Raw genomic sequence first — 23161 nt, 5'->3', positions numbered from 1 at the left:
AGTCCAGCGGGAGCAAGCTCCCTCGCCACAGCGATTGCGGTGCCTCTAGCGGTGCAGCACATACTGCCCCTCGAATCGCACCGCCGCTTCGTCACTCCCTGTATTGAGCACCTGCGTCTGCAAACTCAGCCGTGCCCGTCCGTAGCGTCGGTAGGTCGCCAAAAAGCGTTTCCAGACCTTTTCCTCAGGCGCGTCGCAGACGACGGTGGCATCGTCCGTGACCGGCAGCGGGTAGCTGATCTGCCCTTCCTGAATCACGATGTGCCCATCCTCGATACCCTCCTCGCGCAGCGCCAGGTGCAGCCAGCCCCAGCCGCCGAGCACGGCGCCGCAGTACAGGCTGCCGCCGAACATGGTGCTCTTGTGGTTGACGTTGGCCTCCAGCGGCAAAAACAGGCGCAGCTGGCGGGCCTGCCAATCGAGCACTTTCAGGCCCATGTTCCGAGTCAGCGGGATGTCGTGGTGCAGGACGGATTCCAGGTAGCGGCTGTCACGGTTCATGGCCGGGCCTCTTGCTTGAATGGACAATGAAGAACGCTCAATCGGGCTCATCGGACGCGCCGTGGTTGCTGTCGCCAAAGGTCAGCCCGTGTTTGCGCAGCTTGTCGTGCAGGGTCTTGCGCGGGATACCCAGGGCTTCGGCGAGGCTGCGTACCGAGCTGTGGGGACGGGCCAGTTCGGCGGCGATCAGGGTTTTCTCGTAGTTTTCCACCTGCTCGCTCAGACCTCCGCTGATCACCTCCACCGGCGCGCCGGGGCTGCCATCGGGTGCGCTGTTATCCAGCGCCAGTTCCAGGCCCAGGGCGAAGCGCTCAGCGGCATTCTGCAATTCCCGTACGTTGCCCGGCCAGCTGTGGCGCAACAGCAACGCCCGTTGCGCCGGTTGCAGTTCATGGGGCGGCAGGCCGTGGCGAGCGGCGGCTTCGTTGGCGAAATGCTGGAACAGCATCAGCGCATCCTCGCCCCGTTCGCGCAGCGGCGGTATGCGCAGCGGAGCGACGTTCAGGCGGTAATACAGGTCGGCGCGGAACCGCCCTTGATCGGCCGCCTGGCGCAGGTCTTCCTTGGTGGCGGCGATGACGCGGATGTCCAATGGGATCTGTTGATTGCCACCCACCCGCTCCACCATCCGTTCTTGCAGCAGGCGCAGCAGCTTGACCTGGACGTCCAGGCTCATGCTTTCGATTTCATCGAGAAACAGCGTGCCGCCGTTGGCGAACTCGAACTTGCCGATGCGGCGTTTCTGCGCGCCGGTGAATGCGCCGGGCTCGTGGCCGAACAGCTCGCTCTCCACCACTGACTCGGCCAGGGCGCCGGCATTGATCGCCACGAACGGCCCGTTGCGCCGACCTGAAAGGTCATGCAGCGCCCGGGCGACCACTTCTTTGCCGGCACCGGTTTCCCCGAGGATCAGCACGTCGGCGCGGGTCGCCGCCAGTGCGCCGATCTGCTCGCGCAGGCGCAGCATCGGCGTTGATTGGCCTACCAGACGGGCACTGAGTTCATGCCGATCGCTCAGTGCCAGGCGCAGGCTGCGGTTATCCAGCACCAATCGGCGCAAGGCCAGGGCGCGGCGCACGCTGTCGAGCAGATGGTCACTGGCGAACGGTTTTTCCAGGAAATCATAGGCCCCGGCACGCATCGCCTGCACCGCCAGCGGCACGTCGCCGTGGCCGGTGATTAGCAGCACCGGCAGCTCCGGGTCCTGGGCGTGAAGTTCACTGAGCAGTTCCAGGCCGTCCATGCCCGGCATGCGAATGTCGCTGACCACCACGCCTGGCCAGTCGCGGGGCAGTTGTCCGGCCACGCCCCTGGCCTCGGCCAGGGGCAGGATCTTCAGACCGGCCAGGTCGAGGGTCTGGCTCAAGGCCTGACGCAAGTGGGGATCATCGTCGATCAACACCACCTCTATCCGGTTGTCGATGGTCATACACTACGGTCCTCGGAAGGTTGCAGGCTCACCCCGGGCGCGCCGGGACGCAGCTTCAGAGTGATCAGGGCGCCGCCCTCCTTGTGGTTGGCGAATGACAGTTCGCCGCCGAAGGCGCGCATCAGGGTGTCGCAGATCGCCAGCCCCAGGCCAAGGCCCTGGGTGCGGGTCTTGGTGGTGTAGAACGGCTCCCCGGCGCGGCCGAGGGCTTCCATGCAGAACCCCGGGCCGTTATCGCGGATGTACAGGTTGACGCCGGTTTCATGGGCCTGGGCACTGAGCCAGAGTTTGCGCGGCGGGCCTTTTTCGGTCAGGGCGTCGAGGGCATTGGCCAGCAGGTTGCCCAGGACCTGGCGCAAGCGGGTCTCGCCGGCCTCGACCCACAGCGTAGCGGCCGGCAGGTCGCGGATCAGCTCCACTTCCATGCTGCGGCGGCGTTTGGCAAGCAGCGCCAGGGCATCGTCCAGCGCCGGTTGCAGGGCGACGCTTTCCGGGGCGTGGCGGTCGCGGCGGGCGAAAGCGCGCAGGTGAGCGATGATCGACGCCATGCGCCCGGTCAATTCGCTGATCAGCTTGAGATTGCCCCGGGCGTCCTCGGTGCGCTGGTGGTCGAGCAATATTTCGGCGTTCTCGGCGTAGCTGCGAATGGCCGCCAATGGCTGGTTGAGCTCGTGGCTGATGCTCGCCGACATGGTACCCAGGGCGGACAATTTGCCGGCCTGCACCAGATCATCCTGGGCGCGGACCAGTTCCTGCTGGGCCTGCTCACGCTCGAGGACTTCCTGGCGCAGTCGCCGGTTCAGGCCTTCCAGGTCGCTGGTACGCTCCGCCACGCGGCCCTCCAGCTCGTGACGGGCTTTGGCTTCGAAGGCGATCCGGTCCAGATAGTGACGTCGGCGCTGCATCATCAACCCGAGCAGCAGCATCAACACCAGCAACGCCGCGCCACCGGTGGCGACCACCGTGCGTACCGGACGGTCGATCAGTGTGCGTGGCGCGAGGATGCTCACGCTCCAGCCAGTCTCTTCGATGGACTGGGTCTGGGTCAGCCAGGCCTTGCTTTCCAGGTTCAGCGGCTTGGGATCACGGGTCGGATAGGGTTGAACGGCACTGATGGCCTTGCGTTCGTCGTCGCTCAAGGGCCGGGTTGCGCGAAATCGCCAATCCTGGCGCGACGTGAGGATGACCACCCCATTGTGATCGGTGACCAGCAGTTGCTCCGGGGTCTTGCCCCACAAGCTTTCGGTGTGGTCCAGGTCGACCTTGACCACCAGCACGCCGATGACTTTCTCGCCCTCGTGCTCGCGCACAGCGGCAGCGAAGAAGTAACCGCGCTTGGCCGAGGTGGTGCCCAAGCCAAAGAAGCGTCCCAGGCGTCCGGCCATGGCTTCGATGAAATAGGGGCGAAAGGCGAAATTGCGTCCGACGAAACTGTCATGTTTGTCCCAGTTCGACGCCGCCAGTGTCTTGCCGGTGGGGTCCATCAGGTACATGACCTCGGCACCGGTCTGGGTGCTGATATTTTTCAGCAGCCGGTTGGCGTTATCCTGGGTGACGCCGTCGTCCGGGGACTGCAACGCCGCGCGCAGCGCCGGCAGGTCGCCAAGGATCTGCGGTAGCACCTCGTAGCGGTGCAGTGTGCCGAGCAGGTTGGCGACATACAGGTCCAGCGTCTGACGGTTCTGCCCCGCCAATTCACTGCGGTAATAACGTTCGGCCAGATGCTCCAGCGGCCATAACAGCGGCGCGAGGCACAGCGCAAGCCAGGCCAGGCTGCGCCAACGGGGTCTGCGGGGAAGGGTGGAGTTCATGAGCGTGCGCCTGTGGGGACAAGCGCATTATGCCTACGACGAACGTTGGAGTCTGCGATCAGGCGAAGACGTCGGCATCCTGAAGCAATGACGCAGCCAGGTCCTTGCCCGACAATTGCGGCGTGATATCGCCCAGTTGCCAGTCGATATTCAGCTGTGGGTCATTCCATAGCAGGCTGCGCTCTGAAGACGGGTCGTAATAGTCAGTCGTCTTGTAGAGGAACTCGGCATATTCGCTCAGTACGACAAAACCATGGGCAAAGCCTTGCGGCACCCAGAGCTGACGGTGATTGTCGGCGGACAGTCGCACGGCCACCCACTTACCGAAATTGGGCGAGCTGCGACGAATGTCGACAGCCACGTCGAGTACTTCACCTGCGCTGACCCGTACCAGTTTGCCCTGAGTGTTCTGCAACTGATAATGCAGGCCACGCAAGACGCCCTTCTGCGAGCGGGAGTGATTGTCCTGTACGAACTGGGTCTCTACTCCGGTCAGTTCTTTGAATGCCTTGGCGTTGAAGCTTTCATAGAAAAAACCGCGGTCATCACCAAATACCTTCGGTTCGATGATCAATACATCAGGCAGGTCGGTGGCGATTACGTTCATCGGGCGTTTCTCCGGCGGATCGAATAGGACAATGGCGCCTATTCTTGCCCAAAAGTGGCGGACGGCGCGAGTTCTCAGTAAGCAGGGGGTTGCTTATCCTCTTGCTCAATGGCGAGATAGGCATTCAATAAAACCACCCAAAAGGGGTCGTTGTATGCCACTCGCTACGTTGGTTCACCGTGCCAGTTTGCCAAGCCCACAGATCAGCGCCGAACAGGCCCTGGTGCTGCTGCGCTCGAATTACGGACTCAGCGGTGACCTGCGACCCCTTGGCAGCCAGCAGGACCTCAATTACCGCGTCGACAGCGAGCGCGGGCGGTTCGTGCTCAAGATTTGCCATGGCGACTACGCCCTCAAGGAGCTTGAAGCGCAACATGCCGCGCTCAAGCGGCTGGCCGAGCACGGCGTGGTAAAAGTCCCGAAGGTGATGCCGGCTGGTAACGGCCAGGATCTGTTGACCCTGGACGTCGACGGGCAAGCGGTCCATGTCCGTCTGCTTGAATACATCGACGGCCAGTCCCTGACCCAACTCAATCACCTGGGGCCAGAGCTGGTGACCGGCCTGGGTCGATTGTGCGCGCAGATCGACCTGGCATTGGCAACGTTTGAACATCCGGGGCTGGAGCGGACGTTGCAATGGGACGCCCGCCACGCCACCACCCTGATCGACCACCTGCTGCCGGTGATCCACGACGAGCAGCAGCGCAACCTGATCGCCGATATCGCGCAGCAGGCCGAGCGGCGTTTGCAACCGCTCAAGGCCCGGTTGCCGGTGCAGGCGATCCACATGGACATCACCGATGACAATGTGGTCTGGCAGCGCGATGCCCAGCGCCAGTGGCAATTGCAGGGTGTCATCGATTTCGGCGACCTGATCCGCACCTGGCGCATCACCGACCTGTCGGTGACCTGCGCGGCCCTGCTGCACCATGCCGACGGCGATCCGTTCTTTATCCTGCCGGCCGTCAAGGCCTATCACGCGGTCAACCCGTTGCAACATGAAGAGCTGCTGGCGCTCTGGCCGCTGATCGTGGCGCGTGCCGCCGTGCTGGTGCTCAGTGGCGAGCAGCAGGTCGGCATCGATCCGGACAACCAATACAGTCGCGACAACCTGGAGCACGAATGGGAGATTTTCCGGGTGGCCCACTCGGTGCCCTTCGAGCTGATGGAAGCGGCGATCCTCAACGCCGCCGGTCACAGCCTGCCACCGATTGCCAGTGCAGGTTTCGCACCGCTACTGCCGACGCTGGTGGGGCGTGAGTTCGCACTGATCGACCTCGGCGTGCTGAGCCCGCATTTCGAGGCCGGTAACTGGGAACAGCCGGACATCGACCAGCGCTTGTTGATCGAGGCCGCTGGCGTTCATGGGCTGGCCGCCAGCCGCTACGGGCAGTACCGCTTGTCCCGCACCCGGCCGGACAGCGCCGTGGAGCCCGAGACCTTTGCATTGCACGTGGAATTGAGCGTCCCTCAGGGGACGCCGCTGGAGTCACCGTTCGCCGGTGTGGTGCACAAGACCGCCGATGGTGGCCTGCAGCTGGACAGCGCGCAGTTGAGCGTGCGGCTGTGGGGTGTCGCCTCGCCGCTGCATGCGGGCGCGGCGCTGGTCAAGGGCCAGATACTGGGCGAAGTGAGCGGGTTGCTGCGGGTCCAATTGTGCCGGAGCGCGCAACTGAATCCGCCGTTGTTCTGCACGCCGTCCAGGGCGCCGGCCTGGCAAGCGCTTTGCCCTTCGCCGGCGGTGCTGCTGGGGTTGGCTTGCGACGCCGAGCCGGAGGTCGATCCGCAAGCCCTGCTGGCTCGTCGCGATGCGAGCTTTGCCCGTTCCCAGAAGCACTACTATGTCGATCCGCCACGGATCGAGCGCGGCTGGCGCAATCATCTGATCGACATGCAGGGCCGCTCCTACCTCGACATGCTCAACAATGTCGCGGTGCTGGGGCATGGACATCCGCGCATGGCGGCGGTGGCCGCCCGGCAGTGGTCGCTGCTCAATACCAATTCGCGCTTTCACTACGCGGCGATTGCCGAGTTTTCCGAACGTCTGCTGGCGCTGGCACCCTCCAACATGGACCGGGTGTTCCTGGTCAACAGCGGCACCGAGGCCAATGACCTGGCGATCCGCCTGGCCTGGGCCTACAGCGGCGGGCGGGACATGCTCAGCGTGCTGGAGGCCTACCACGGTTGGTCCGTGGCCGCCGATGCGGTGTCCACGTCCATCGCCGACAACCCCCAGGCCTTGAGCAGTCGCCCGGACTGGGTGCATCCGGTGACTGCGCCCAATACCTACCGCGGCGAATTCCGTGGCCGCGACAGCGCCCCGGACTACGTGCGCAGTGTCGAGCACAACCTGGCGAAAATTGCCGAGCAGAAGCGCCAGCTTGCCGGGTTCATTTGCGAGCCGGTCTACGGTAACGCGGGTGGGATTGCGCTGCCGCCCGGCTACTTGAAGCAAGTCTATGCCATGGTCCGTGAGCGCGGCGGCGTGTGTATCGCCGACGAAGTGCAGGTAGGCTATGGGCGCATGGGTGAGTTCTTCTGGGGCTTTGAAGAGCAAGGCGTGGTGCCGGACATCATTACCATGGCCAAGGGCATGGGCAACGGCCAGCCGCTGGGTGCGGTCATCACTCGACGGGAAATCGCCGAGGCGCTGGAGGCCGAGGGTTATTTCTTCTCCTCGGCCGGCGGCAGCCCGGTCAGTTGCCAGATCGGCATGGCCGTGCTGGACGTCATGGAAGAAGAAAAACTCTGGGAAAACGCGAAAGTGGTGGGCGGACATTTCAAGGCCCGGCTCGAAGCCTTGATCGACCGGTTTCCATTGGTTGGTGCAGTGCATGGCTCCGGGTTCTACCTGGGCGTCGAGCTGATCCGCAACCGCGACACCCTGGAGCCGGCTACTGAAGAAACCATGGCGCTGTGCAACCGCCTGCGCGAACTGGGGATCTTCATGCAACCGACGGGCGATTACCTGAACATCCTCAAGATCAAGCCGCCGATGGTCACGTCTCGCCAGAGCGTGGACTTTTTTGTGGATATGTTGACTAAGGTGTTGGAGGAGGGATTGTAACCGCCGGGACGTAGACCTTTCCTGTGGGAGCGAGCCTGCTCGCGATGCGATTTTCCATTCGACGCCATAGTCGTCTGGCTGACCGCTATCGCGAGCAGGCTCGTCCCCATAGTGTTGAAATATCGATTTTTGTCGGTGTTTTAGGCGTTTTTTTCTTCCCGATTATTTTTTTGTCCTTTTAAAGCCGATTTTTATCGCTTATAAAGTCTTTCCCAGCACGCACTACGTGCATTCTTTTTTCACATCGCTCACTGGAGTCCTGATTCATGACAACGTTGCGCAGCACTCCCCGCGCCGATGGTTTTCACATGCCTGCCGAGTGGGCGACGCAGACTCAGGTCTGGATGATCTGGCCCGAGCGTCCGGACAACTGGCGCCTGGGTGGCAAGCCGGCTCAGGCGGCCCACGTTGCGGTGGCCAAGGCGATTGCGCGTTTCGAACCGGTGACCGTGGCCGTGTCCGCCGCCCAGTACGAAAACGCTCGGGCCCGTCTCGACGTGCCGAATATCCGCCTGGTGGAGATGTCCAGCGACGATGCCTGGGTTCGCGACACCGGTCCGACCTTTGTCATCAACGACAACGGCGAGGTTCGCGGTGTCGACTGGGATTTCAACGCCTGGGGTGGTTTCGACGGCGGGCTGTACGCACCGTGGAACCGCGATTCACAGGTGGCCGGCAAGGTCCTGGAAATCGAACGCAGCCCGCGGTATCGCACCGAAGGTTTCGTGCTTGAAGGCGGATCGATCCATGTCGACGGTGAAGGCACTCTGATCACCACCGAGGAATGCCTGCTCAATCGCAATCGCAACCCGCACCTGAGCCGCGAGGAAATCGAAGCGGTGCTCAGCGCGCATTTGTCGGTGGACAAGGTCATCTGGCTGCCGGACGGCCTGTTTAACGATGAGACCGATGGGCATGTGGATAACTTCTGCTGCTACGTGCGCCCCGGCGAAGTGCTCCTGGCCTGGACCGACGATCCTCAGGATCCGAACTACAGCCGCTGCCAGGCTGCCATGAAAGTGTTGCAGGGCAGCACCGACGCCAAGGGTCGTCCTTTCATCGTGCATAAGATGCCGATTCCGGGGCCGTTGTTCGCCACCGAGCAAGAGTGTGCCGGCGTGGATGCGGTGGAAGGTTCCCAGGAACGCAACCCGAGTGTCCGCCTGGCCGGGTCCTATGTGAATTTCCTGATCGTCAACGGCGGCATCATTGTCCCGAGTTTTGACGACCCGCTGGATACACCGGCCCGGGAAATCCTGCAGAAGCTGTTTCCGGAGCATGAAGTGGTCATGGTGCCTGGGCGAGAACTGTTACTGGGTGGTGGCAACATCCATTGCCTTACCCAACAACAGCCCGCCCCGCGGACAAAATGAGTGCGGTTGTAACAGCCTGGTGACAGGCGCTGCGCCGGCTCTGGGTCGGGCATTTTGGATCCATCCCTGCAAGCCCGCGGCCTGATTGGCACGCGGGCTTTTTTGCGGTTGTCGATCAGCGGCGTGGGCACTTTGGCATAGCTCTTGTATCAGTGTTCCGGCAGTTCAGCGACTGAGTTGTTCTGTCATAAACCTTGGATACATTGGCCGCTCATCAACCAGGAGAGGGCGCTGGAATGAATATGATAGGCGAGCGCACATGCCATCCCTTGGCTGTCAATGGTGAGTCGCTTCAAGCTTTGGCGCAGTGGTTGAAATCCAACGGAACGCGTCAGGTCCGGGAACCTGACCCACGCCGGTTGATCGTTGAGCGCTACCCTGCCGGGCTGTTCAGCGAGGCGGAGCTGGAAGCGTTGTGGGATGTCATGCAAGGATAGAATTCGACGGATTGATAAAAAGCGCTGGCCGGGATGGCAGCGCTTTTTTTGTGTGCGAATGGCGTCCGGGGTTAAACGCGTCCAATGGGGGTAGCCGTGAACCCATGGCGAGGGAGCTTGCTCGCGCTTGAGCGCGAAGCGCTCACAAAATGGGGCCGCTACGCAGCCTGCGGAAGCAAGCTCCCTCGCCACGGTGATTAAACAGCTTGGTCGCCGTGAGCCAATAGGACAATTCTTAGACGTTTTTCGCCTAATTACAGACGATTCATGAAATTGACATGATATTGAGGGCGCGACTAGGATTCGCCCACGCCTGTGGCTAACAGCCATGACTCTTAAATAATAAAAAGGCCCGACACGAACGATCGTGGGCGGGCCTTTTCATTATTTCAGGAGCAAGAGTCCGAAAAAGAGCGCGAAAAGCGCCATTTCGGCTGCCGGTTGCAGTGCGTATCAACCCATATAAGGAAAATAATCATGTTGAACAAGCGCATCGGTCTGATCGCACTGGGGATTTTGAGCACGACACAAGCCATGGCCAACGACCAGGCGGAGTCCAAGGGGTTCGTTGAAGACAGCAGCTTGAAAGTGCTGCTGCGCAACGCCTACATCAACCGCGACTACAAAGATGGCAATAGAGACAAGGCCGAGTGGGGCCAAGGGGTCATCGGTACGTTCTCGTCCGGTTTCACCCAAGGCACCGTCGGCGTGGGTGTGGACGCCTTCGGCCTGTATGCCTTGCGCCTGGACGGTGGCAAGGGGCGCAGCGGGGCCCAAGGCATCGACTTCTTCAAGCAAGGCGACAGCGGAAACGCCGCCGATGATTTGTCCAAGTTCGGCGCAGCGGTCAAGTTCCGCGTCTCCAATACCGTACTGGCCTACGGTGACCAGATGCCGGCCCTGCCGGTGCTCAGCTATGACAACTCGCGCCTGTTGCCGGAAAGCTACACCGGCACACTGATCACGTCCAAAGAGATCAAGGGCCTGGAACTGAATGCCGGACGTTTCACCGCCGAATCGCGCAAGAGCGCCGAAGGCCGTGACAGCGGTGGCCTGAAGTCGATCAATGTATTGGGCGGCAGCTATCAGTTCACCGAGCAGTTCAAGGCATCGCTTTACGCGTCGGACGTCGAAGACGTGTTGAAGAAGCAGTACGTGAACGCCAACTATGTGTTCCCGCTGGCCAAGGATCAGTCCCTGACCCTGGACTTCAACGGCTACCGGACCAAGCTGGACAACAGCTACGTTCGCGAGAACAACGTCACCGGCGACGACAACAAGATCTGGAGCCTGGCGGCCACCTTCGCCACCGGCCCGCACAGCTTCACGCTCGCCCACCAGCGCAGCACGGGCGACAGCAACCTGGGCTACGCCTATGGCGGCTATCAGCGCGGGCAGAATCGGGTGGGTGACGGTGGCAATACCATTTACCTCGCCAACTCCTACTGGTCCGATTTCAACGCTGAGGACGAGCGCAGTTGGCAGTTGGGCTACGGCCTGGACTTCACCACCTTCGGCGTACCGGGCCTGAGCTACAACGTTGCCTATGTGCGTGGCGACAATATCACTACCTCCACCAGCGAAGGCGGGACCGAGCGCGAGATCTTCAACCAGTTCAAGTACGTGGTCCAGAGCGGTCCGGCCAAGGACCTGAGCGTGCGGTTGCGCAGTTCGGTGCTGCGCGTGTCGCAGAAGTCCAGCGAGTACAACGTCAGCGGCAACGAGCTGCGGGTATTCGTGGATTACCCGATCAACGTCTTCTGATGGTGTAAGAAGGCCTTGGTGGTCCAGGGCCTGCAATGACCCGTGGCGAGGGAGCTTGCTCCCGCTGGGTTGCGTAGCAGCCCCTTTTTGGGGAGCGCTGCGCACTGGAGCGCCAGCCCGGTCCAGCGGGAGCAAGCTCCCTTGCCACGGTTTGTTGGCAATGTTTTCGAGTTCGGGTGTCTTGCGCCCGAATGGGCCAAAAATCCCTTTGAAACCCCTCTTTTACCCGAGAAAAAGTCCTACTTATTTCACTTCTGCCTTCGTTTCAAGCACGGCTTGAAATGCCTCAAATTCTTTCTCATGGACGTAAATTCTGCACCCACTAGATTAGGCCGCTCAATGCAGTGGAGACCTGATAAAAATGATCGTTCTGAACAGGGAAGTGGGCGAAGCGCTAAGACGTGACAAGTACGTTAACGTTCGCGGTGGAGACTTCAACCTCTACGGTCATTTCGGCGATTTTGTCCGGTTGACCAAAAGCTGGGAGAACATGGAGCCCGACAGTTATTACGGCCAGGCCGAGTCAGGCATGCGTTTTCGCCGCTACAGTGACTTCGAATACAACCCCACCACCCGCGAGCTCAAGCAGCTCGAACACCGGGCCTACATCCAGTCCAAGGCCAACAACAGCTATGTCGGCGGCTTGGAACGGCACTTCCAGGACTTCTCCAACGAAGTGATCAACTCACCGGTGATGCGCAGCCTGATCGACACCGACTTCGAGGTGTACAAGCACGTCTTGCCGCCGGAACTGCACGAGGAAATCTGGCAGTGCCAGATCCATCAGATCCGCATCGAGATCAAGCCGGGCAAGGAGCTGGAAATCACGCCCGAAGGGATACATTGCGACGGCTATCCGTTCAGCGGCGTGCACTTCTGGGGCCGCAACAACGTGGCCGGCGCCGAGAGCCGTTTGTACAGCGCCCAGGAAGAACAACTGGCGGCGACCACCTACGAGGATATCCTCGACACCACGTTCTTCCTGGATCGTGACATGCGCCACTATGTGACCCCGGCGCGCAATGTCCATAGCCATGAAATGGCGTACCGGCAGATCCTGGCAATCTCCTTCTCGCGGCCCGGGACCGCTTTCGACATTGTTCGCTGAATGGCTCGAACCCATGGACGACCCGACGCAGGAGGTGCTGTTGCGTCGGGCCATGGTCAGGGATGCCGAGCGAATGGAGCGGTTCTTGCGCGGCTTCGACGAAGTGTCGTTCTGCGAATGGCAGGATGCCCGATTCCTGCGAGGCGTTCTGTTACAGGAAACCACCACCGCCTACGTGGCCGTCGATAGGAGCGGCGAGGTGGTGGGGGCGGTGATCGGTGGGGTGCTCGGTACGCGTGGCACGATCAACCACTTGGCGGTCAGCCCGCTGCATCGCACCAAAGGCCTGGGCCAGCGTCTGGTGGAAGCCGCGTCGGCCGACATGAAGCGGGTCGGCGTGCTGCGCATGTTCCTTTTCGTCGACGATGCTAATCTGGCCGGCAAGCGCTTCTGGGCTGCCCAGGGTTTCTGTGAACCCCGGGGTGAAACCACCTTCGAGAGGGATTTATGAACAAGACTTCCAGCCAGCCGCTGGTGGTCGAACCACAAGCCTCGCGTACCTTTGCTGAAGCCAGTCCGGTGGTAGCGGGTTATTTTACGGTTTCGTTTGTGTTCGGTCTGATGGCGGTCAACGCCGGGCTGCCCCTGTGGCTGCCAGTGGCGATGTGCCTGTTCGTCTATGCGGGCGCTTCGCAGTTCGCGGCGCTCGCGTTGATTTCCAGCGGCGCCTCGCTGACCACCATTGTCCTGACCACCTTCCTGATCAACGCACGGCACATGCTGATGTCGGTCTACATGGCCAAGGCCCTGCGTGCGCTGGGGCTCAGCCGTTTCGAGCGTTGGTGCTACGCGGCGGGGCTGACGGACGAGTCGTTCGCCTTCCACAGCGTCAAGCTGGGCGCTGGGGCACCGGTCAGCGTGCGCTACCTGATCGGCTTCAACCTGTTCTGCCACACCTCCTGGGTGCTCGGCGGCTTGCTCGGTGCCGTGTGCGCGCAATACGCCGCGCACCTGATCAAATACCAGCTCGACTACGCCCTGACGGCGATGATGCTTTATGTGCTGGTTTCGCTGTGCAACACCCGCAACAAACTGATCGCCGCCGCCGCGGCCGTGGTCTGCATGGGCGTGCTCAGCCTGCTCGGCAGCTCGCCGTTCAACGTCTTCATTGCCACGTTCGTTGGCTGCGGGGTGGGGGTATGCCTGACCAAACGTTCCTGATCCTGGTGGTGGCCCTGATGATGGCCGTGACTTTCCTGCCCCGCGCCTTGCCATTGCAGGTCAATACCGAACACTGGCCGCCGTTCGTCGCACGCGCCTTGGAATACCTACCGGTGGCGATCGTCGCAGCCATCAGCCTCACCCCGCTGCTGATCAAGGACCAGCAGATACAACTCGACCGCCCGGAATTCTATGCGGCCATTCCGACGCTGCTATGTGCGTATTTCAGCCGTAACCTGTTTCTCAGTGTGGCGCTGGGCACGGCGGCGTACATCGCGCTCGGGTCGTTCCTGTAGCGAAAGGTCCACCACGTCATGTAGCGCCTGGCCGGGCAACTCGGGGTTGTTCACCGCCAGGCGCACGTCGAGGAAGTCCTCGAAGTCCGGGAAGATCGCCAAGCCGTTGCGCAGCGCCGCTTCCCGGGATACCAGTCCCAGGCCGTCGAGCTGGGTGATCAACGACAGGGTCAGCGTTTCGCTGCAGGAATACACCATCCGCTGGCTCGAACCGTATTCACCCAGGCCTGCATCGAGAAAGCGCAGGAAACTGCGCGAATACGGACATTCATCTGCCGGACGTACCTGGAACTTATCGCCCAGCGAGCCAAGGGTATCGTGATCGTCGCCGCAATGCGCGCCCACCACCCGCACCTGCACGTCGGGCATGGTAATGCTGGAAAAGTCGCTCTGTTGCTGCCCGATCAGGATCGCCAGGTCAAAATCTTCGTTGCGCAGCTTGCTCAGGTTCTCCATCGACTCGGCATAACTGAACTCCAGCTGATACTGGGGGAAAACCGCGATCAGCCGATCGATCATCCGCCGGTTGAACTCCGCCGGCAGCGTGGTATTGAGCGCCACCTTGAGCGTGCGCCGTCGCGGTGTCTTGAGCGCCGCGACTTTCTCTTCCAGTTGCCGGGTGGCCACCAGCACCTGATCCATGAAAGGCGTCAGTTCCGTGCCTTGACTGGTCAATGTCAGGCCTTTGTTCGAACGTCGGAACAACCGGAAACCGAATTGCTCCTCGACCTTGTTCAACTGTGCCGCCAGTGCCTGCACCGTGAGGCACGAATGCTCGGCCGCCGCCGACAGCGAGCCGGTCTGCACGATGCGCATGAGGTTGCGTAGGGTTCTGCTATCCATGAGGTAATGCCCTCTGCTTAAGTGGGCTCGCTATTGTTATGCACTTGGCCCGATTCAGGCCGTACGTGCTGGCTATCATCATGCACCTTGCCACGGTTGTCGCGATTTTGTGCCGAAAAGCCCCGGGAGGCCGATGGTTGGAGCTTATGTGGGATTCCGGCGTTTTGCCCATTCAATGCTAAAGCGAGAGCCCAGGGGTATGGCTGTATGCCGACATCTCGGCGTTATCCCGATAAGTCTTGGAAGTGGCTGACTATTCGCTTGCGAATAAAATTTCATGAAATATACATATCTGTACTATGCTTGGCGCATAACCCAGCTACATAGGAGCCCAAACCCATGGCGACTTCCTCCATCACCCTCAACACGCAGCAATTGGATTACCCGGACGCGGGTCGAGTCGCGTTGAAGTTTTTCTTCAATCTCATGGAGCTCTGGGGCTGCAGCGTCGAACAGCAACGTACGCTATTGGGCAAGATCTCAAACACCACCTTCTATAAGTACAAGCAGCTGCCGGACAACGTAAGGTTGCCCCGTGACACCCTCGAACGTATTTCCTACCTCATGGGTATCCACAAGGCGCTGAGCATCATCTTCAGCAACAGCCGGGATCGCGTGTACCAGTGGGTCAGCAGTCCCAACACCGCTGCGCCGTTCAATGGCCAGTCGGCATTGGCCTATATGCTGACAGGCCGGGTGGTGGACATTGCCGATGTACGGCGGTACCTCGATGGAGTACGTGGTTGATGACACCTCCACTGGCGGACCCGCAATGGGAACGGGCCTATCGGATCGTCAACAGCAGCTTCCCGCCGATCACGCTGTTCGAAGATGTCCTCGACCCGCAAGACCTGGCGACCGCCTATGCCTTGGAGGCATTGACCAACGACCGGCTGATGGCGGAGGCCGGCGTGCTGTCTCGTGTACGCCCCGAAGACCGGGTGTCCGGGCCGGGCTCTTCACCGGTGATGGCGGCGTTCACTCACATCGGCAAAAGCAGCCGTTTCAGCGACGGCACCTTCGGCGTCTACTACGCCGCCAGCAGCCAGGAAGCCGCCATCGCCGAAACCTGCTACCACCAGGCCCGGTTTCTCGGCGCGACCAATGAGCCGGACCTGGAGTTGACCATGCGCACGTACGTCAACAAAGTCATCAAGCCCATGCACGACATCCGCCACGATTATCCTCACCTCCACGACTCGGACCCCACCGCCTACGGCCCGTCCCAAGTCTTTGCGAGGAAATTGCGCGAAACCTTGTCCTGGGGCCTGCTGTACAACAGCGTTCGCCTGCCCGGCCACGAATGCGTCGCCGCGTTTCGCCCGCCGGCGGTTTCGATACCGGTGCAGGGCAAGCATATTCGGTATGTGTGGAGTGCCCAGAAACGTGAGATTTCGTTTGTGTTTGAGGTGAGTCAGGTGTGAGTCAGCTTTTATAGAAAATCACGGCTGGGCAATAATTGTTGCACAGCCATGATTTTCCAGGTGTTTGTTGATCAGATCTTGAACTGCTGAACCGACGCCTGCATCGACCCGGCCGCATCGTTCAGCTGATCCGCCGTTTGCGTCAGGTGGTGAATCGAGCGGGTGTTTTCCCTGGACTGCTCGGCAATCGACTCCACCCGCTGCGCCATTTCATCGCTGGCTTTCGATTGCTCGGCAATGGTCTGGGAAATTTCCTCCACCACCTCCGCCGCATGCCGGGCGCCGGTGCGGATTTCGCTGATTGACACCCCTGCCTGCTGAGCCAGGGTTACGCCCTCGTCCACTCGGCTGACGCAAGCCTGCATGTTCGCCACCGCATCCCGTGCGCTGGACTGGATGCGTTCGATCATCGCAGTGATTTCCTGGGTGGACTGGGTGGTGCGCGCCGCCAGGTTGCGCACCTCATCGGCCACCACCGCAAAGCCGCGGCCCGCCTCGCCGGCACGGGCGGCTTCGATGGCGGCGTTCAGCGCCAGCAGGTTGGTTTGCTCGGCGATACTTTTGATCACCTGGATGATCGAGTGAATGTCTTCGGACGACGCGTCCAGCGCAGTGATCTTGCTGGAGGACTGGTTCACCACTTCGGCGATCCGGTTCATGCCTTCCACCACCCCGAGAATCACCTGCCCGCCGCTGCTCGCCAGTTGTTCGGACTGCGCCGAAATCGTCCGGGCACTGTCGGCGTGCTGATGGATCTGGCTGATGTTCGCCATCATCTGCTCCATGCTCGCCGCCATGCTGGTGGCGCTCTGGGCCTGCTGATCGGCGCTGGAAACGATTTGTCGCGCGGTACTGCCCAGGTTTTGCGAAGTGCCGTGCAACTCATCGCTCTGGCTGCGGATCGTGGCAATCATCTGCCTTAGATTGCGCTGCATTTGCTCGATTACACCTTGTAGCTGGCCCAGCTCATCCTTGCTTTGCGCGCCCATCGAGCGTTGCAGGTCCCCTTGGGAAATCGCCTGGGTATTGAGGATGATTTTGTTGAGCGGCGTAAGCACGGCCTTGAGCAAATTCCACGACAACAGCGCCAGCGCCACACAGGTTGCCAGCAATGTAGCAATCAACCAACGTCCCGAGTTTTGAATGCTGTGGTCCTGGAACTCGCGGGAGATTTGGGCCTGGTTTTCAATCAGCTCGCTCACTGCTTCGTTACGCTCCTCCAACGCAGAAAACGCCCCATCGAACTCGGTCCGCAACGCTTGGTCATCCTGGGCACCGCTCAGCGCCTTGCCAATCACTTGCCTTGCTTTTTCGATGTAGGTATCAGCCTGTGGCTTCAGCTCGGCAATGGCCGTGTGAACGGTTGGCGGCAGATCCGCCTCGGCGTTCTCGGCAATCACCTTGCGCATCCGCTGCAAATGCACGTCAAAAGCCTCCGTCACCTCCTTGGCCCCCTGGGTATCCCCAGGCGCCACGAGCAGCGCAGCCAACACATCGCCACGAATGGCGTCATGCATCATGTCCGCCTCCATGTGCTTGCGCATCGCCGAAATACTGGTCTCATTCCGCGCCAGCGCCTCGGTCATAGAGTGATAACCCCACAACCCGATGCCACCGAGCAACAGCGCAAAAGACAGGCTGACCAACCCCGAGCCTATGACTTTGGTGCGGATCTTCATCGCCGATTGCTCCTGGAGCGAGGATTTCTGGGCAAGTGTAGTTGAGCGCCAGCGGAGCCTTGTAATTGGGCTGTGCTGTTATTCATAGGTATCGGCGGGAAATATAATTAGCTGAATGCGCCCGCAGCCTGTTGGGCGTTGGCATTTGCTGCCGGAACGTCGATAACCGCTCGTCGAGACTGTCGGTTCTGACAGTAGCCGTCGTGCCGAAGATGCACTCAGGCTAGGGCCAGTAAACTTCGAACTTCACTGCTCCTGGATTTACCCGCAACGTACCTGTTGAATCGGGAAGTTGGCCGGCCTGGGATTGTCCAAAAATGAGAAAACTCATTGTTTCCGCTTTTTCGTTGGCTATCACAGGGATGTCTGCTCAGTTGCAGGCGGCTACCCCAACAACGGAGTCCGAGAGCGTTTTGATTGATGGTGCAGCTTTTAAAAGCGAATATGCGGACGTAAACGGCATTCGTCTGCATTACCTGGTGAGCGGTAACGGCGCCAAGCCCGTGCTACTGGTGCATGGCTTCCCGGGAAGCTGGCGCAATTGGGAAGCACTCATGGGAAGGCTGGTGCGTGCGGGTTATACCCCAGTCGTCCCGGATTATCGTGGTGCCGGGGAAACGGAAGTTTCGGCCAGTGGCTACGACAAGAAGAACATGGCGCTGGATCTGCACGAGCTGATTAAAACGCTCAAGATGAAGCAGGTGGATATTGTCGGCCATGATATGGGCCTGATAGTCGCCTATGCCTACGGTGCGCTTTATCCGCGCGAAACGAAGCACATGGTTCTAATGGATGGATTTATCCCCGGCATTCCAGGGTGGGAGGTTCCTTATAATGGTAATCCCCAAACCGGTCTTTCGAGTAAATGGCATTTTCGTTTCTATGGAAGCACGGCTGAAAAGATGATTCGAGGTAAAGAAAAAATATACCTCGATATGTTTTTCGATGAATTCGTGTACGAGGGAAACCCTAAAGTATCCGCTGAGGTACGTGACGTTCTGGTTGCAGATTACTCCCGACCCGGACGCATGGAGGCGGCATTCAAGCTTTATTCTGCGTGGGTAGAGCATGACGCCAATGACAACCAGGCATTCGCCGAAAACAAACTGACCATCCCGGTGCTCACCATTGGCGGGGATCACTCACGAGGCAAGACATTGTCCGAGCAAGTACAGCACATTACTACCCAACCTCATTCCCTGATCCTGCAAAACACCGGGCATTGGGTGCTCGAGGAAAAAGCAGAGGCTACCAGCGGAGCGATTCTGGATTTTTTGCAGGAGTAACGAGCCTGGTATCGAGGGACAGACCACTTTTTTATTCAATGCACCGCAACCCCCGTGGCGAGGGAGCTTGCTCCCGCTGGGGTGCGAAGCAGCCCCGCGAATTTATGCAACGCTGAATGACAGGTTGAAAGTTAGCCCAACATCAAGATATCTCTCAGACAGATGCGCCTTGCTCGGCTATACGGCAAGGCCGTATAGTCGGCCCATGTACACGATTGTCGAAACCGAAATTTTCAAGCGTTATGCCCAATCCATCTGGGAGGATGGCGAGCGTCTTGAATTCATTACCTGGCTGGCGGCCAATCCGCTGGCCGGCGATGTGGTTCCTGGCAGTGGCGGCTTGCGAAAGGTACGCTGGTCCCGCAGCGGGATGGGTAAACGAGGTGGAACACGTGTCATTTATTACAACACGCTTGCAGAAGGCTCTATCTGGTTGTTGATCGCCTATACCAAGACGAAATTCGACAACCTACCGGCAGCCTTTCTCAAGCAATTGAAAGAGGAAATCAGCAATGGTCAATGAGCTGGAGCAGTTCCAGAAAGACTTGTTGGATTCTGTGCGTCAAATGAAAGCCGGCAAGGCCGCTCGCGTGACTCAGGTACCGTTATCGGCCGCTGCTGAAGCGCGAGCCAAAGTTGGCGTTTCTCAAAATGCGTTCGCCAAACTGCTCGGAGTCAGCCTGCGCACGTTGCAGGACTGGGAACAGGGGCGTCGCCAGCCAACAGGTGCTGCACAGACCCTATTGCGAGTCGCGACACAGCATCCCGAAGCTTTACGTGATTTACAGTCGGTCTGACCTACCGAGCTACTAACAGGTCCAGCGCTGGCCCGACCGACTTAGACAAGGTATGGAAATGATGGAAAAAGATCTATTCAACCGCCTGGTCGAGAGCATGACCCAGATGGATGAAATCGAGCGTGGCGAGCGCCCACCGTCTCGTGAGTTCCACGTCGACGCCTTGCAAGTCAAAGTGATTCGACAAGCCACCGGCCTTTCCCAGGCCCGTTTCGCGAAAGCGATAGATGTAGCCGGGGAACCTGGGGAAAAATACTGAATGCACCGCACCCCCGTGGCGAGGGAGCTTGCTCCCGCTGGGGTGCGCAGCAGCCCTTCTTCACCCGCACTCACAGAACTCAACATCGAGGCGCAACGCTGCCCGCCCCAATCGAGCAGCGTCGCGCCACCTCGCACCTAAGCGGAATAACTTCCCGGCGCCTCCAGCACCTTCACCACATCATCAATAACGGCCTTGCTCATGTCCTGCAAATAGCACGACGCCCAGGCATAGCGATCCGTGTCGCGAATCATCGCGGCGTCTTCGGCCAGAAGCTTGGCGACGTGGAGCAGGTCGGAGGCATGAGATAGGGCTTCGCCGATAGGGACGCCGCTGTTGACGCGAAAGAGGGGACGGTCGGAGTGGAACGAGAAGGGGGTTAGGCCTATGGTTTTCAGGTCGTTAGGATGAGTCATTCTGCACCTCCAACTTTTAAGCGGAGGGTGATAAAAGCAAGCAAGACAGAACAGCGAAACTGCAGCAACTCCATGGCACGCATCGATACAACTCCCATATCAAGTGAGAGCTGCCACGTTCGTTCTCAGGCGAATGGGTGGCAGCTGTGCGCAGGCTGAGAAACCGGAGATACAGGAACCCGGCAGACCCGAAGGTCTCCCACGCACAGCCGCCATTACACGAAATGCGGACATAAAAAAACGCCACAAACGTGGTCAGGGCGCTGGAGCGCCTGCATCTTACTCGGGTTCTCAGGCCCGGTCGCTGAATTGGCAGCGACTGTCGAAGGGTAGCGGGCAGGTGGGTAGGCTGCAATCGTGGCGGGATGCTAGCGTGTCAGGTTCAGGTAGTTTTGTGATTCTGAGGTTCAAGCGCCATTGTTGCTGGCGTTTCCACTCATTGGGAAATCCCATCAGCCTCAAATAAGCCAATTCCTGCAGGTGCATGATTTCAGTCAAGCGAGGCTTCCACTGACTGTCTGGGCTGATCAAGTCGGTCAGGTAGGCCAGCATCGTCAATACGATGTATAGACGTTGCTTGGGCTGGGGCCCCCCGGCAGGTGCATTTGGGAGGACCCATTCTTTGGGCAAGGCTGGTCGAATCGAGAGCTCTCGGTTCCACAGTCGAAAGTGATGGGCGCAGCAGTTTCGAATGAAGGTCAAAGTGTGTAGCCAGGAGGCCAATACATCGAAGGGTAGATTGAATCTGGCGGCGATAGCTTTCTTATCGGCACTTCTGCCTATGGCATTAAAGAGGGTAGATACCGTCCTAAGGCTGAGCTCTTCCAAAATCGCCCAAGCGGGCGGCAACTCAGGATAGGCATAGGTCGCTTCGTAATATCGGAAGTAGTTATCGCGCATGCGGTTTTCTATGCGCTGTTGCTGGAGCCCATCGGCCTGTCGACCATTTTTATGCGCTCAATATAACGTCCCAGTTTGTTACGCTCCTTATTCAATTGCTCCCGCAACGGACGCAACAGATCGAGATGGGAGTATGACGAGGAGAAGGCTGATGCGTCAGCAATCCAGTCTGGCCCCATGTTTGGGGCACATGTGATTGCTGATAGTCGCTCGTATGGCGACTTCGACACGTTCGATGGCATCCATGGTGATGCGTCGCAACGAACCATCGAAGCGGTAGATGTCGACGACTGCTTTGAGCGTGCTGCCGGGCTTGAAGATATGTGCAGCGTCCGGCTCCTGGAAGGGACGCATGTAGGGGCTCAGACGAAACAGCGTGACCACTTCGAGAAAACGCATGGCCCGTTCGTCGTTGGCGACGTGCAGGCCTCGTTGCTTTAGCAGTTCCAATTGCTGTTCTACGCTGAGGGCCGGCTTGTCGAAGGGCCTCATGTAGTTTTCTCCAGGCAAAAAAAACCGCACGATTTGAGCTTGCTGACTGAGTCAACCTAGGCTTGGCGGGTGTGTTGGGGTGCATTATAGGTAACTGGAGAAGGTCGTCAACTTAAGGGTGAAGTGAAATTGTAACGGGTACTGGTGAGGCAGATTCGGGCGGAGTGTGGAGTGCTCGTCAGGGCACAGCTAGGGGGGAGGGAAGCAGGAGCACAGCGCTCGGTGGGTGAGGATATGAAGAAAGGATCCGAGATTGACATTGAGTGTCGCGAAGATTTAGCCAAAGTAGATGCGCGCCCAAAACCTAGATCTGTTCGAAACAACTAAACAGGTTCGTGCGAAAGCATGTTTGAGATGGTCCAGGAAAAAAGATACACAGGTTTTCCACAAGAATTTGTAAGGATCAACCCGCGTGTTTAGAGTTTAGATCCAGCGCCAACCGCGCGGCGCATATAAGCGCCGCATGAAAGGATCTTCCCTGTTAGATTATTTGCTCGGCATCTTTAATAATATCCCAAAAAATTCTTTCTCTCTCTGCTCGCTTAGATTTATCAGAAGTGGATCGAGACGAAACCTCTGCGTAGGCTGCGATGTCAGCATCCCCTTGAACGAAATCATTATTTTTAGCGCGGACAACTAGCTCGGTAAGGCGACGCTTTACCTCGTCAATATTTTGGAAGTACAAACGGTCTTGTGAAATGCAGTACTCAAGGCAAACGCCAAAAAGAGAATGAAATACGCCTTTGGATTTGAAGAGAGGTAAGTTGTCTTTGTCCAAAAGAGTTTTTATCAACCCAATGGTTGAATTGAATGCGTTCTCATGTTCGATCTCCATAGGGAACTCATCGTCGTATTCCATGTAGGCGAGCTCTAGCATGTCTTTTTTGTTAGTGATCCCATAGACCTGCCTTAAGAGAAGCTCGCTAACATACTCGATATCAAGCATCCTGCGAACATCTCTCGCGGTAAAAAGTCCGATGCTCTGAAAATATGAGTTATCTGCTAGTCGCTCAGCCAGCTGCTTGAAGCGCCCGGTGTACCTTGCGTTACGCAGCTCTTGATCATTTAATACAATGTTGTTGGTGTTTAGCCTAGTAAAAATATTACGAATTTCATCGTCATTTGTTTTTCTAAGAAAGCGAACCACAATTTTGTAGTCCCAGAATAATTCTTTTTGCCCAATGTTTAGGTCTCTAAAGTATTGGCCTTTCCAGTTGTCGTTGATTGGAAGTGGAAAAGAATTATCGATAAATTGTAGGATAGAGGTTATTCGTTGCTGGCCATCTACTACAATATGTTGCTGCTGTCCAGTGTCGGTGTCTGTCTGAACTTGCATGTAAACTTCAGGGAATGGAAGATTGCTTAGGATAGTGTCCATCAAAAGGGAACGTTCCTTGTCCATCCAAACAGCCCTTCTTTGAAATTTTGGGCTTATTTGTAAACTGTCGTCGCTTTTTAGGCGATTAAACCATGCGATGGTCTGTAGGCTAACTTCGTATTCCATAGGTCTC

23 protein-coding genes and 1 pseudogene are annotated in these 23161 nt (G+C 58.8%); 14 read left to right on the top strand and 10 right to left on the bottom strand.

Going from position 1 to position 23161, the window contains the following annotated elements:
* Positions 1 to 45 precede the first annotated feature (45 nt).
* Genes ACLEJQ_RS16950 through rfbC form a run of 4 tightly spaced genes read right to left on the bottom strand, consistent with a single transcriptional unit; the run spans position 46 to position 4348 of the window.
* Positions 46 to 501, bottom strand: a complete 456-nt coding sequence (locus ACLEJQ_RS16950; RefSeq protein WP_440796691.1) for a thioesterase domain-containing protein — start codon at positions 499 to 501, stop codon at positions 46 to 48.
* A 37-nt stretch (positions 502 to 538) separates the two neighbouring features.
* Entirely contained in the window at positions 539 to 1930 is a 1392-nt protein-coding gene (locus tag ACLEJQ_RS16945; RefSeq protein ID WP_440796690.1) for a sigma-54-dependent transcriptional regulator, read from the bottom strand.
* On the bottom strand, positions 1927 to 3741 hold the full coding sequence (locus ACLEJQ_RS16940) for a sensor histidine kinase (RefSeq protein WP_440796689.1): 1815 nt from the start codon (positions 3739 to 3741) through the stop codon (positions 1927 to 1929). Before ACLEJQ_RS16940 ends, ACLEJQ_RS16945 begins: the two co-directional genes overlap by 4 nt.
* A gap of 58 nt (positions 3742 to 3799) precedes the next feature.
* On the bottom strand, positions 3800 to 4348 hold the full coding sequence (gene rfbC / locus ACLEJQ_RS16935; protein WP_440796688.1) for a dTDP-4-dehydrorhamnose 3,5-epimerase: 549 nt from the start codon (positions 4346 to 4348) through the stop codon (positions 3800 to 3802).
* Between the two features lie 154 nt (positions 4349 to 4502).
* On the opposite strand from rfbC, the gene ACLEJQ_RS16930 reads away from it, so the two are divergent.
* From ACLEJQ_RS16930 to ACLEJQ_RS16895, 8 genes are all read left to right on the top strand, one after another.
* Positions 4503 to 7415 (top strand): aminotransferase, encoded by a 2913-nt coding sequence (locus ACLEJQ_RS16930; protein WP_440796687.1) that lies wholly within the window; start codon positions 4503 to 4505, stop codon positions 7413 to 7415.
* Positions 7416 to 7681: 266 nt separating this feature from the next.
* Positions 7682 to 8788 (top strand): agmatine deiminase, encoded by a 1107-nt coding sequence (aguA, locus tag ACLEJQ_RS16925; protein WP_440796686.1) that lies wholly within the window; start codon positions 7682 to 7684, stop codon positions 8786 to 8788.
* A gap of 236 nt (positions 8789 to 9024) precedes the next feature.
* On the top strand, positions 9025 to 9225 hold the full coding sequence (locus ACLEJQ_RS16920; protein WP_440796685.1) for a hypothetical protein: 201 nt from the start codon (positions 9025 to 9027) through the stop codon (positions 9223 to 9225).
* A gap of 477 nt (positions 9226 to 9702) precedes the next feature.
* Positions 9703 to 10989 (top strand): OprD family porin, encoded by a 1287-nt coding sequence (locus tag ACLEJQ_RS16915; RefSeq protein ID WP_440796684.1) that lies wholly within the window; start codon positions 9703 to 9705, stop codon positions 10987 to 10989.
* A 361-nt stretch (positions 10990 to 11350) separates the two neighbouring features.
* Positions 11351 to 12097, top strand: coding sequence for a 2OG-Fe dioxygenase family protein (locus ACLEJQ_RS16910; RefSeq protein WP_440796683.1), 747 nt, complete (start codon positions 11351 to 11353; stop codon positions 12095 to 12097).
* Positions 12098 to 12110: 13 nt separating this feature from the next.
* On the top strand, positions 12111 to 12548 hold the full coding sequence (locus ACLEJQ_RS16905) for a GNAT family N-acetyltransferase (RefSeq protein ID WP_440796682.1): 438 nt from the start codon (positions 12111 to 12113) through the stop codon (positions 12546 to 12548).
* Entirely contained in the window at positions 12545 to 13258 is a 714-nt protein-coding gene (locus ACLEJQ_RS16900; protein WP_440796681.1) for an AzlC family ABC transporter permease, read from the top strand. The genes ACLEJQ_RS16905 and ACLEJQ_RS16900 overlap by 4 nt, the downstream gene beginning before the upstream one ends.
* A complete protein-coding gene (locus tag ACLEJQ_RS16895) occupies positions 13237 to 13554 on the top strand; it encodes an AzlD domain-containing protein (RefSeq protein WP_440796680.1) in 318 nt (105 codons plus the stop codon). Before ACLEJQ_RS16900 ends, ACLEJQ_RS16895 begins: the two co-directional genes overlap by 22 nt.
* On the opposite strand, the gene ACLEJQ_RS16890 is transcribed toward ACLEJQ_RS16895, so the two are convergent.
* On the bottom strand, positions 13471 to 14397 hold the full coding sequence (locus ACLEJQ_RS16890) for a LysR family transcriptional regulator (RefSeq protein ID WP_440796679.1): 927 nt from the start codon (positions 14395 to 14397) through the stop codon (positions 13471 to 13473). The two genes, ACLEJQ_RS16895 and ACLEJQ_RS16890, sit on opposite strands and share 84 nt — an antisense overlap.
* A 339-nt stretch (positions 14398 to 14736) precedes the next feature.
* On the opposite strand from ACLEJQ_RS16890, the gene ACLEJQ_RS16885 reads away from it, so the two are divergent.
* Together ACLEJQ_RS16885 and ACLEJQ_RS16880 are read left to right on the top strand one after the other, a co-directional pair.
* Complete coding sequence (locus ACLEJQ_RS16885) at positions 14737 to 15144, top strand: MbcA/ParS/Xre antitoxin family protein (RefSeq protein ID WP_440796678.1); 408 nt, start codon at positions 14737 to 14739, stop codon at positions 15142 to 15144.
* A complete protein-coding gene (locus ACLEJQ_RS16880; protein ID WP_440796677.1) occupies positions 15144 to 15821 on the top strand; it encodes an RES family NAD+ phosphorylase in 678 nt (225 codons plus the stop codon). Before ACLEJQ_RS16885 ends, ACLEJQ_RS16880 begins: the two co-directional genes overlap by 1 nt.
* Positions 15822 to 15892: 71 nt before the next feature.
* Here ACLEJQ_RS16880 and ACLEJQ_RS16875 read toward each other — a convergent pair whose 3' ends face one another.
* Positions 15893 to 17500, bottom strand: coding sequence for a methyl-accepting chemotaxis protein (locus ACLEJQ_RS16875; protein ID WP_440796676.1), 1608 nt, complete (start codon positions 17498 to 17500; stop codon positions 15893 to 15895).
* 317 nt (positions 17501 to 17817) lie between these two features.
* On the opposite strand from ACLEJQ_RS16875, the gene ACLEJQ_RS16870 reads away from it, so the two are divergent.
* The 4 genes and pseudogenes from ACLEJQ_RS16870 to ACLEJQ_RS16855 form a co-directional block, all read left to right on the top strand.
* The gene (locus ACLEJQ_RS16870; RefSeq protein ID WP_440796675.1) at positions 17818 to 18786 is read left to right on the top strand and encodes an alpha/beta fold hydrolase; all 969 of its coding nucleotides are present in this window, start codon (positions 17818 to 17820) and stop codon (positions 18784 to 18786) included.
* A gap of 205 nt (positions 18787 to 18991) precedes the next feature.
* A complete protein-coding gene (locus ACLEJQ_RS16865; protein ID WP_440796674.1) occupies positions 18992 to 19309 on the top strand; it encodes a transcriptional regulator in 318 nt (105 codons plus the stop codon).
* Positions 19299 to 19583, top strand: a complete 285-nt coding sequence (locus ACLEJQ_RS16860; RefSeq protein ID WP_440796673.1) for a helix-turn-helix domain-containing protein — start codon at positions 19299 to 19301, stop codon at positions 19581 to 19583. Before ACLEJQ_RS16865 ends, ACLEJQ_RS16860 begins: the two co-directional genes overlap by 11 nt.
* Before the next feature lie 61 nt (positions 19584 to 19644).
* Positions 19645 to 19818 (top strand): annotated as a pseudogene (locus tag ACLEJQ_RS16855) (transcriptional regulator); the annotation flags it as partial.
* Positions 19819 to 19979: 161 nt separating this feature from the next.
* Here ACLEJQ_RS16855 and ACLEJQ_RS16850 read toward each other — a convergent pair.
* The 4 genes from ACLEJQ_RS16850 to ACLEJQ_RS16835 all read right to left on the bottom strand — a co-directional run bounded on the left by ACLEJQ_RS16850 (position 19980) and on the right by ACLEJQ_RS16835 (position 23154).
* Entirely contained in the window at positions 19980 to 20258 is a 279-nt protein-coding gene (locus ACLEJQ_RS16850; RefSeq protein WP_440796672.1) for a DUF3077 domain-containing protein, read from the bottom strand.
* 291 nt (positions 20259 to 20549) lie between these two features.
* Positions 20550 to 21170: an Abi family protein gene (locus ACLEJQ_RS16845; protein ID WP_440796844.1), complete on the bottom strand. Its 621-nt coding sequence runs from the start codon at positions 21168 to 21170 to the stop codon at positions 20550 to 20552.
* Positions 21171 to 21314: 144 nt separating this feature from the next.
* Positions 21315 to 21650: an Abi family protein gene (locus ACLEJQ_RS16840; protein WP_440796671.1), complete on the bottom strand. Its 336-nt coding sequence runs from the start codon at positions 21648 to 21650 to the stop codon at positions 21315 to 21317.
* 481 nt (positions 21651 to 22131) lie between these two features.
* Positions 22132 to 23154 (bottom strand): DUF262 domain-containing protein, encoded by a 1023-nt coding sequence (locus ACLEJQ_RS16835; RefSeq protein WP_440796670.1) that lies wholly within the window; start codon positions 23152 to 23154, stop codon positions 22132 to 22134.
* Positions 23155 to 23161: the final 7 nt, after the last annotated feature.

It is taken from the genome of Pseudomonas sp. SMV71, assembly GCF_052042015.1.
In the GTDB taxonomy this organism is placed as follows: domain Bacteria; phylum Pseudomonadota; class Gammaproteobacteria; order Pseudomonadales; family Pseudomonadaceae; genus Aquipseudomonas.
The sequence above is the reverse complement of the archived record's forward strand: the minus strand, read 5'-3'. Positions and strand labels throughout refer to the sequence as shown.

Coding starts and splice junctions, on each gene's coding strand:
- ACLEJQ_RS16950 (WP_440796691.1), bottom strand. CDS start 501: ATGAACCGTGACAGCCGCTACCTGGAATCCGTCCTGCACCACGACATC.
- ACLEJQ_RS16945 (WP_440796690.1), bottom strand. CDS start 1,930: ATGACCATCGACAACCGGATAGAGGTGGTGTTGATCGACGATGATCCC.
- ACLEJQ_RS16940 (WP_440796689.1), bottom strand. CDS start 3,741: ATGAACTCCACCCTTCCCCGCAGACCCCGTTGGCGCAGCCTGGCCTGG.
- rfbC (WP_440796688.1), bottom strand. CDS start 4,348: ATGAACGTAATCGCCACCGACCTGCCTGATGTATTGATCATCGAACCG.
- ACLEJQ_RS16930 (WP_440796687.1), top strand. CDS start 4,503: ATGCCACTCGCTACGTTGGTTCACCGTGCCAGTTTGCCAAGCCCACAG.
- aguA (WP_440796686.1), top strand. CDS start 7,682: ATGACAACGTTGCGCAGCACTCCCCGCGCCGATGGTTTTCACATGCCT.
- ACLEJQ_RS16920 (WP_440796685.1), top strand. CDS start 9,025: ATGAATATGATAGGCGAGCGCACATGCCATCCCTTGGCTGTCAATGGT.
- ACLEJQ_RS16915 (WP_440796684.1), top strand. CDS start 9,703: ATGTTGAACAAGCGCATCGGTCTGATCGCACTGGGGATTTTGAGCACG.
- ACLEJQ_RS16910 (WP_440796683.1), top strand. CDS start 11,351: ATGATCGTTCTGAACAGGGAAGTGGGCGAAGCGCTAAGACGTGACAAG.
- ACLEJQ_RS16905 (WP_440796682.1), top strand. CDS start 12,111: ATGGACGACCCGACGCAGGAGGTGCTGTTGCGTCGGGCCATGGTCAGG.
- ACLEJQ_RS16900 (WP_440796681.1), top strand. CDS start 12,545: ATGAACAAGACTTCCAGCCAGCCGCTGGTGGTCGAACCACAAGCCTCG.
- ACLEJQ_RS16895 (WP_440796680.1), top strand. CDS start 13,237: ATGCCTGACCAAACGTTCCTGATCCTGGTGGTGGCCCTGATGATGGCC.
- ACLEJQ_RS16890 (WP_440796679.1), bottom strand. CDS start 14,397: ATGGATAGCAGAACCCTACGCAACCTCATGCGCATCGTGCAGACCGGC.
- ACLEJQ_RS16885 (WP_440796678.1), top strand. CDS start 14,737: ATGGCGACTTCCTCCATCACCCTCAACACGCAGCAATTGGATTACCCG.
- ACLEJQ_RS16880 (WP_440796677.1), top strand. CDS start 15,144: ATGACACCTCCACTGGCGGACCCGCAATGGGAACGGGCCTATCGGATC.
- ACLEJQ_RS16875 (WP_440796676.1), bottom strand. CDS start 17,500: ATGAAGATCCGCACCAAAGTCATAGGCTCGGGGTTGGTCAGCCTGTCT.
- ACLEJQ_RS16870 (WP_440796675.1), top strand. CDS start 17,818: ATGAGAAAACTCATTGTTTCCGCTTTTTCGTTGGCTATCACAGGGATG.
- ACLEJQ_RS16865 (WP_440796674.1), top strand. CDS start 18,992: ATGTACACGATTGTCGAAACCGAAATTTTCAAGCGTTATGCCCAATCC.
- ACLEJQ_RS16860 (WP_440796673.1), top strand. CDS start 19,299: ATGGTCAATGAGCTGGAGCAGTTCCAGAAAGACTTGTTGGATTCTGTG.
- ACLEJQ_RS16850 (WP_440796672.1), bottom strand. CDS start 20,258: ATGACTCATCCTAACGACCTGAAAACCATAGGCCTAACCCCCTTCTCG.
- ACLEJQ_RS16840 (WP_440796671.1), bottom strand. CDS start 21,650: ATGAGGCCCTTCGACAAGCCGGCCCTCAGCGTAGAACAGCAATTGGAA.
- ACLEJQ_RS16835 (WP_440796670.1), bottom strand. CDS start 23,154: ATGGAATACGAAGTTAGCCTACAGACCATCGCATGGTTTAATCGCCTA.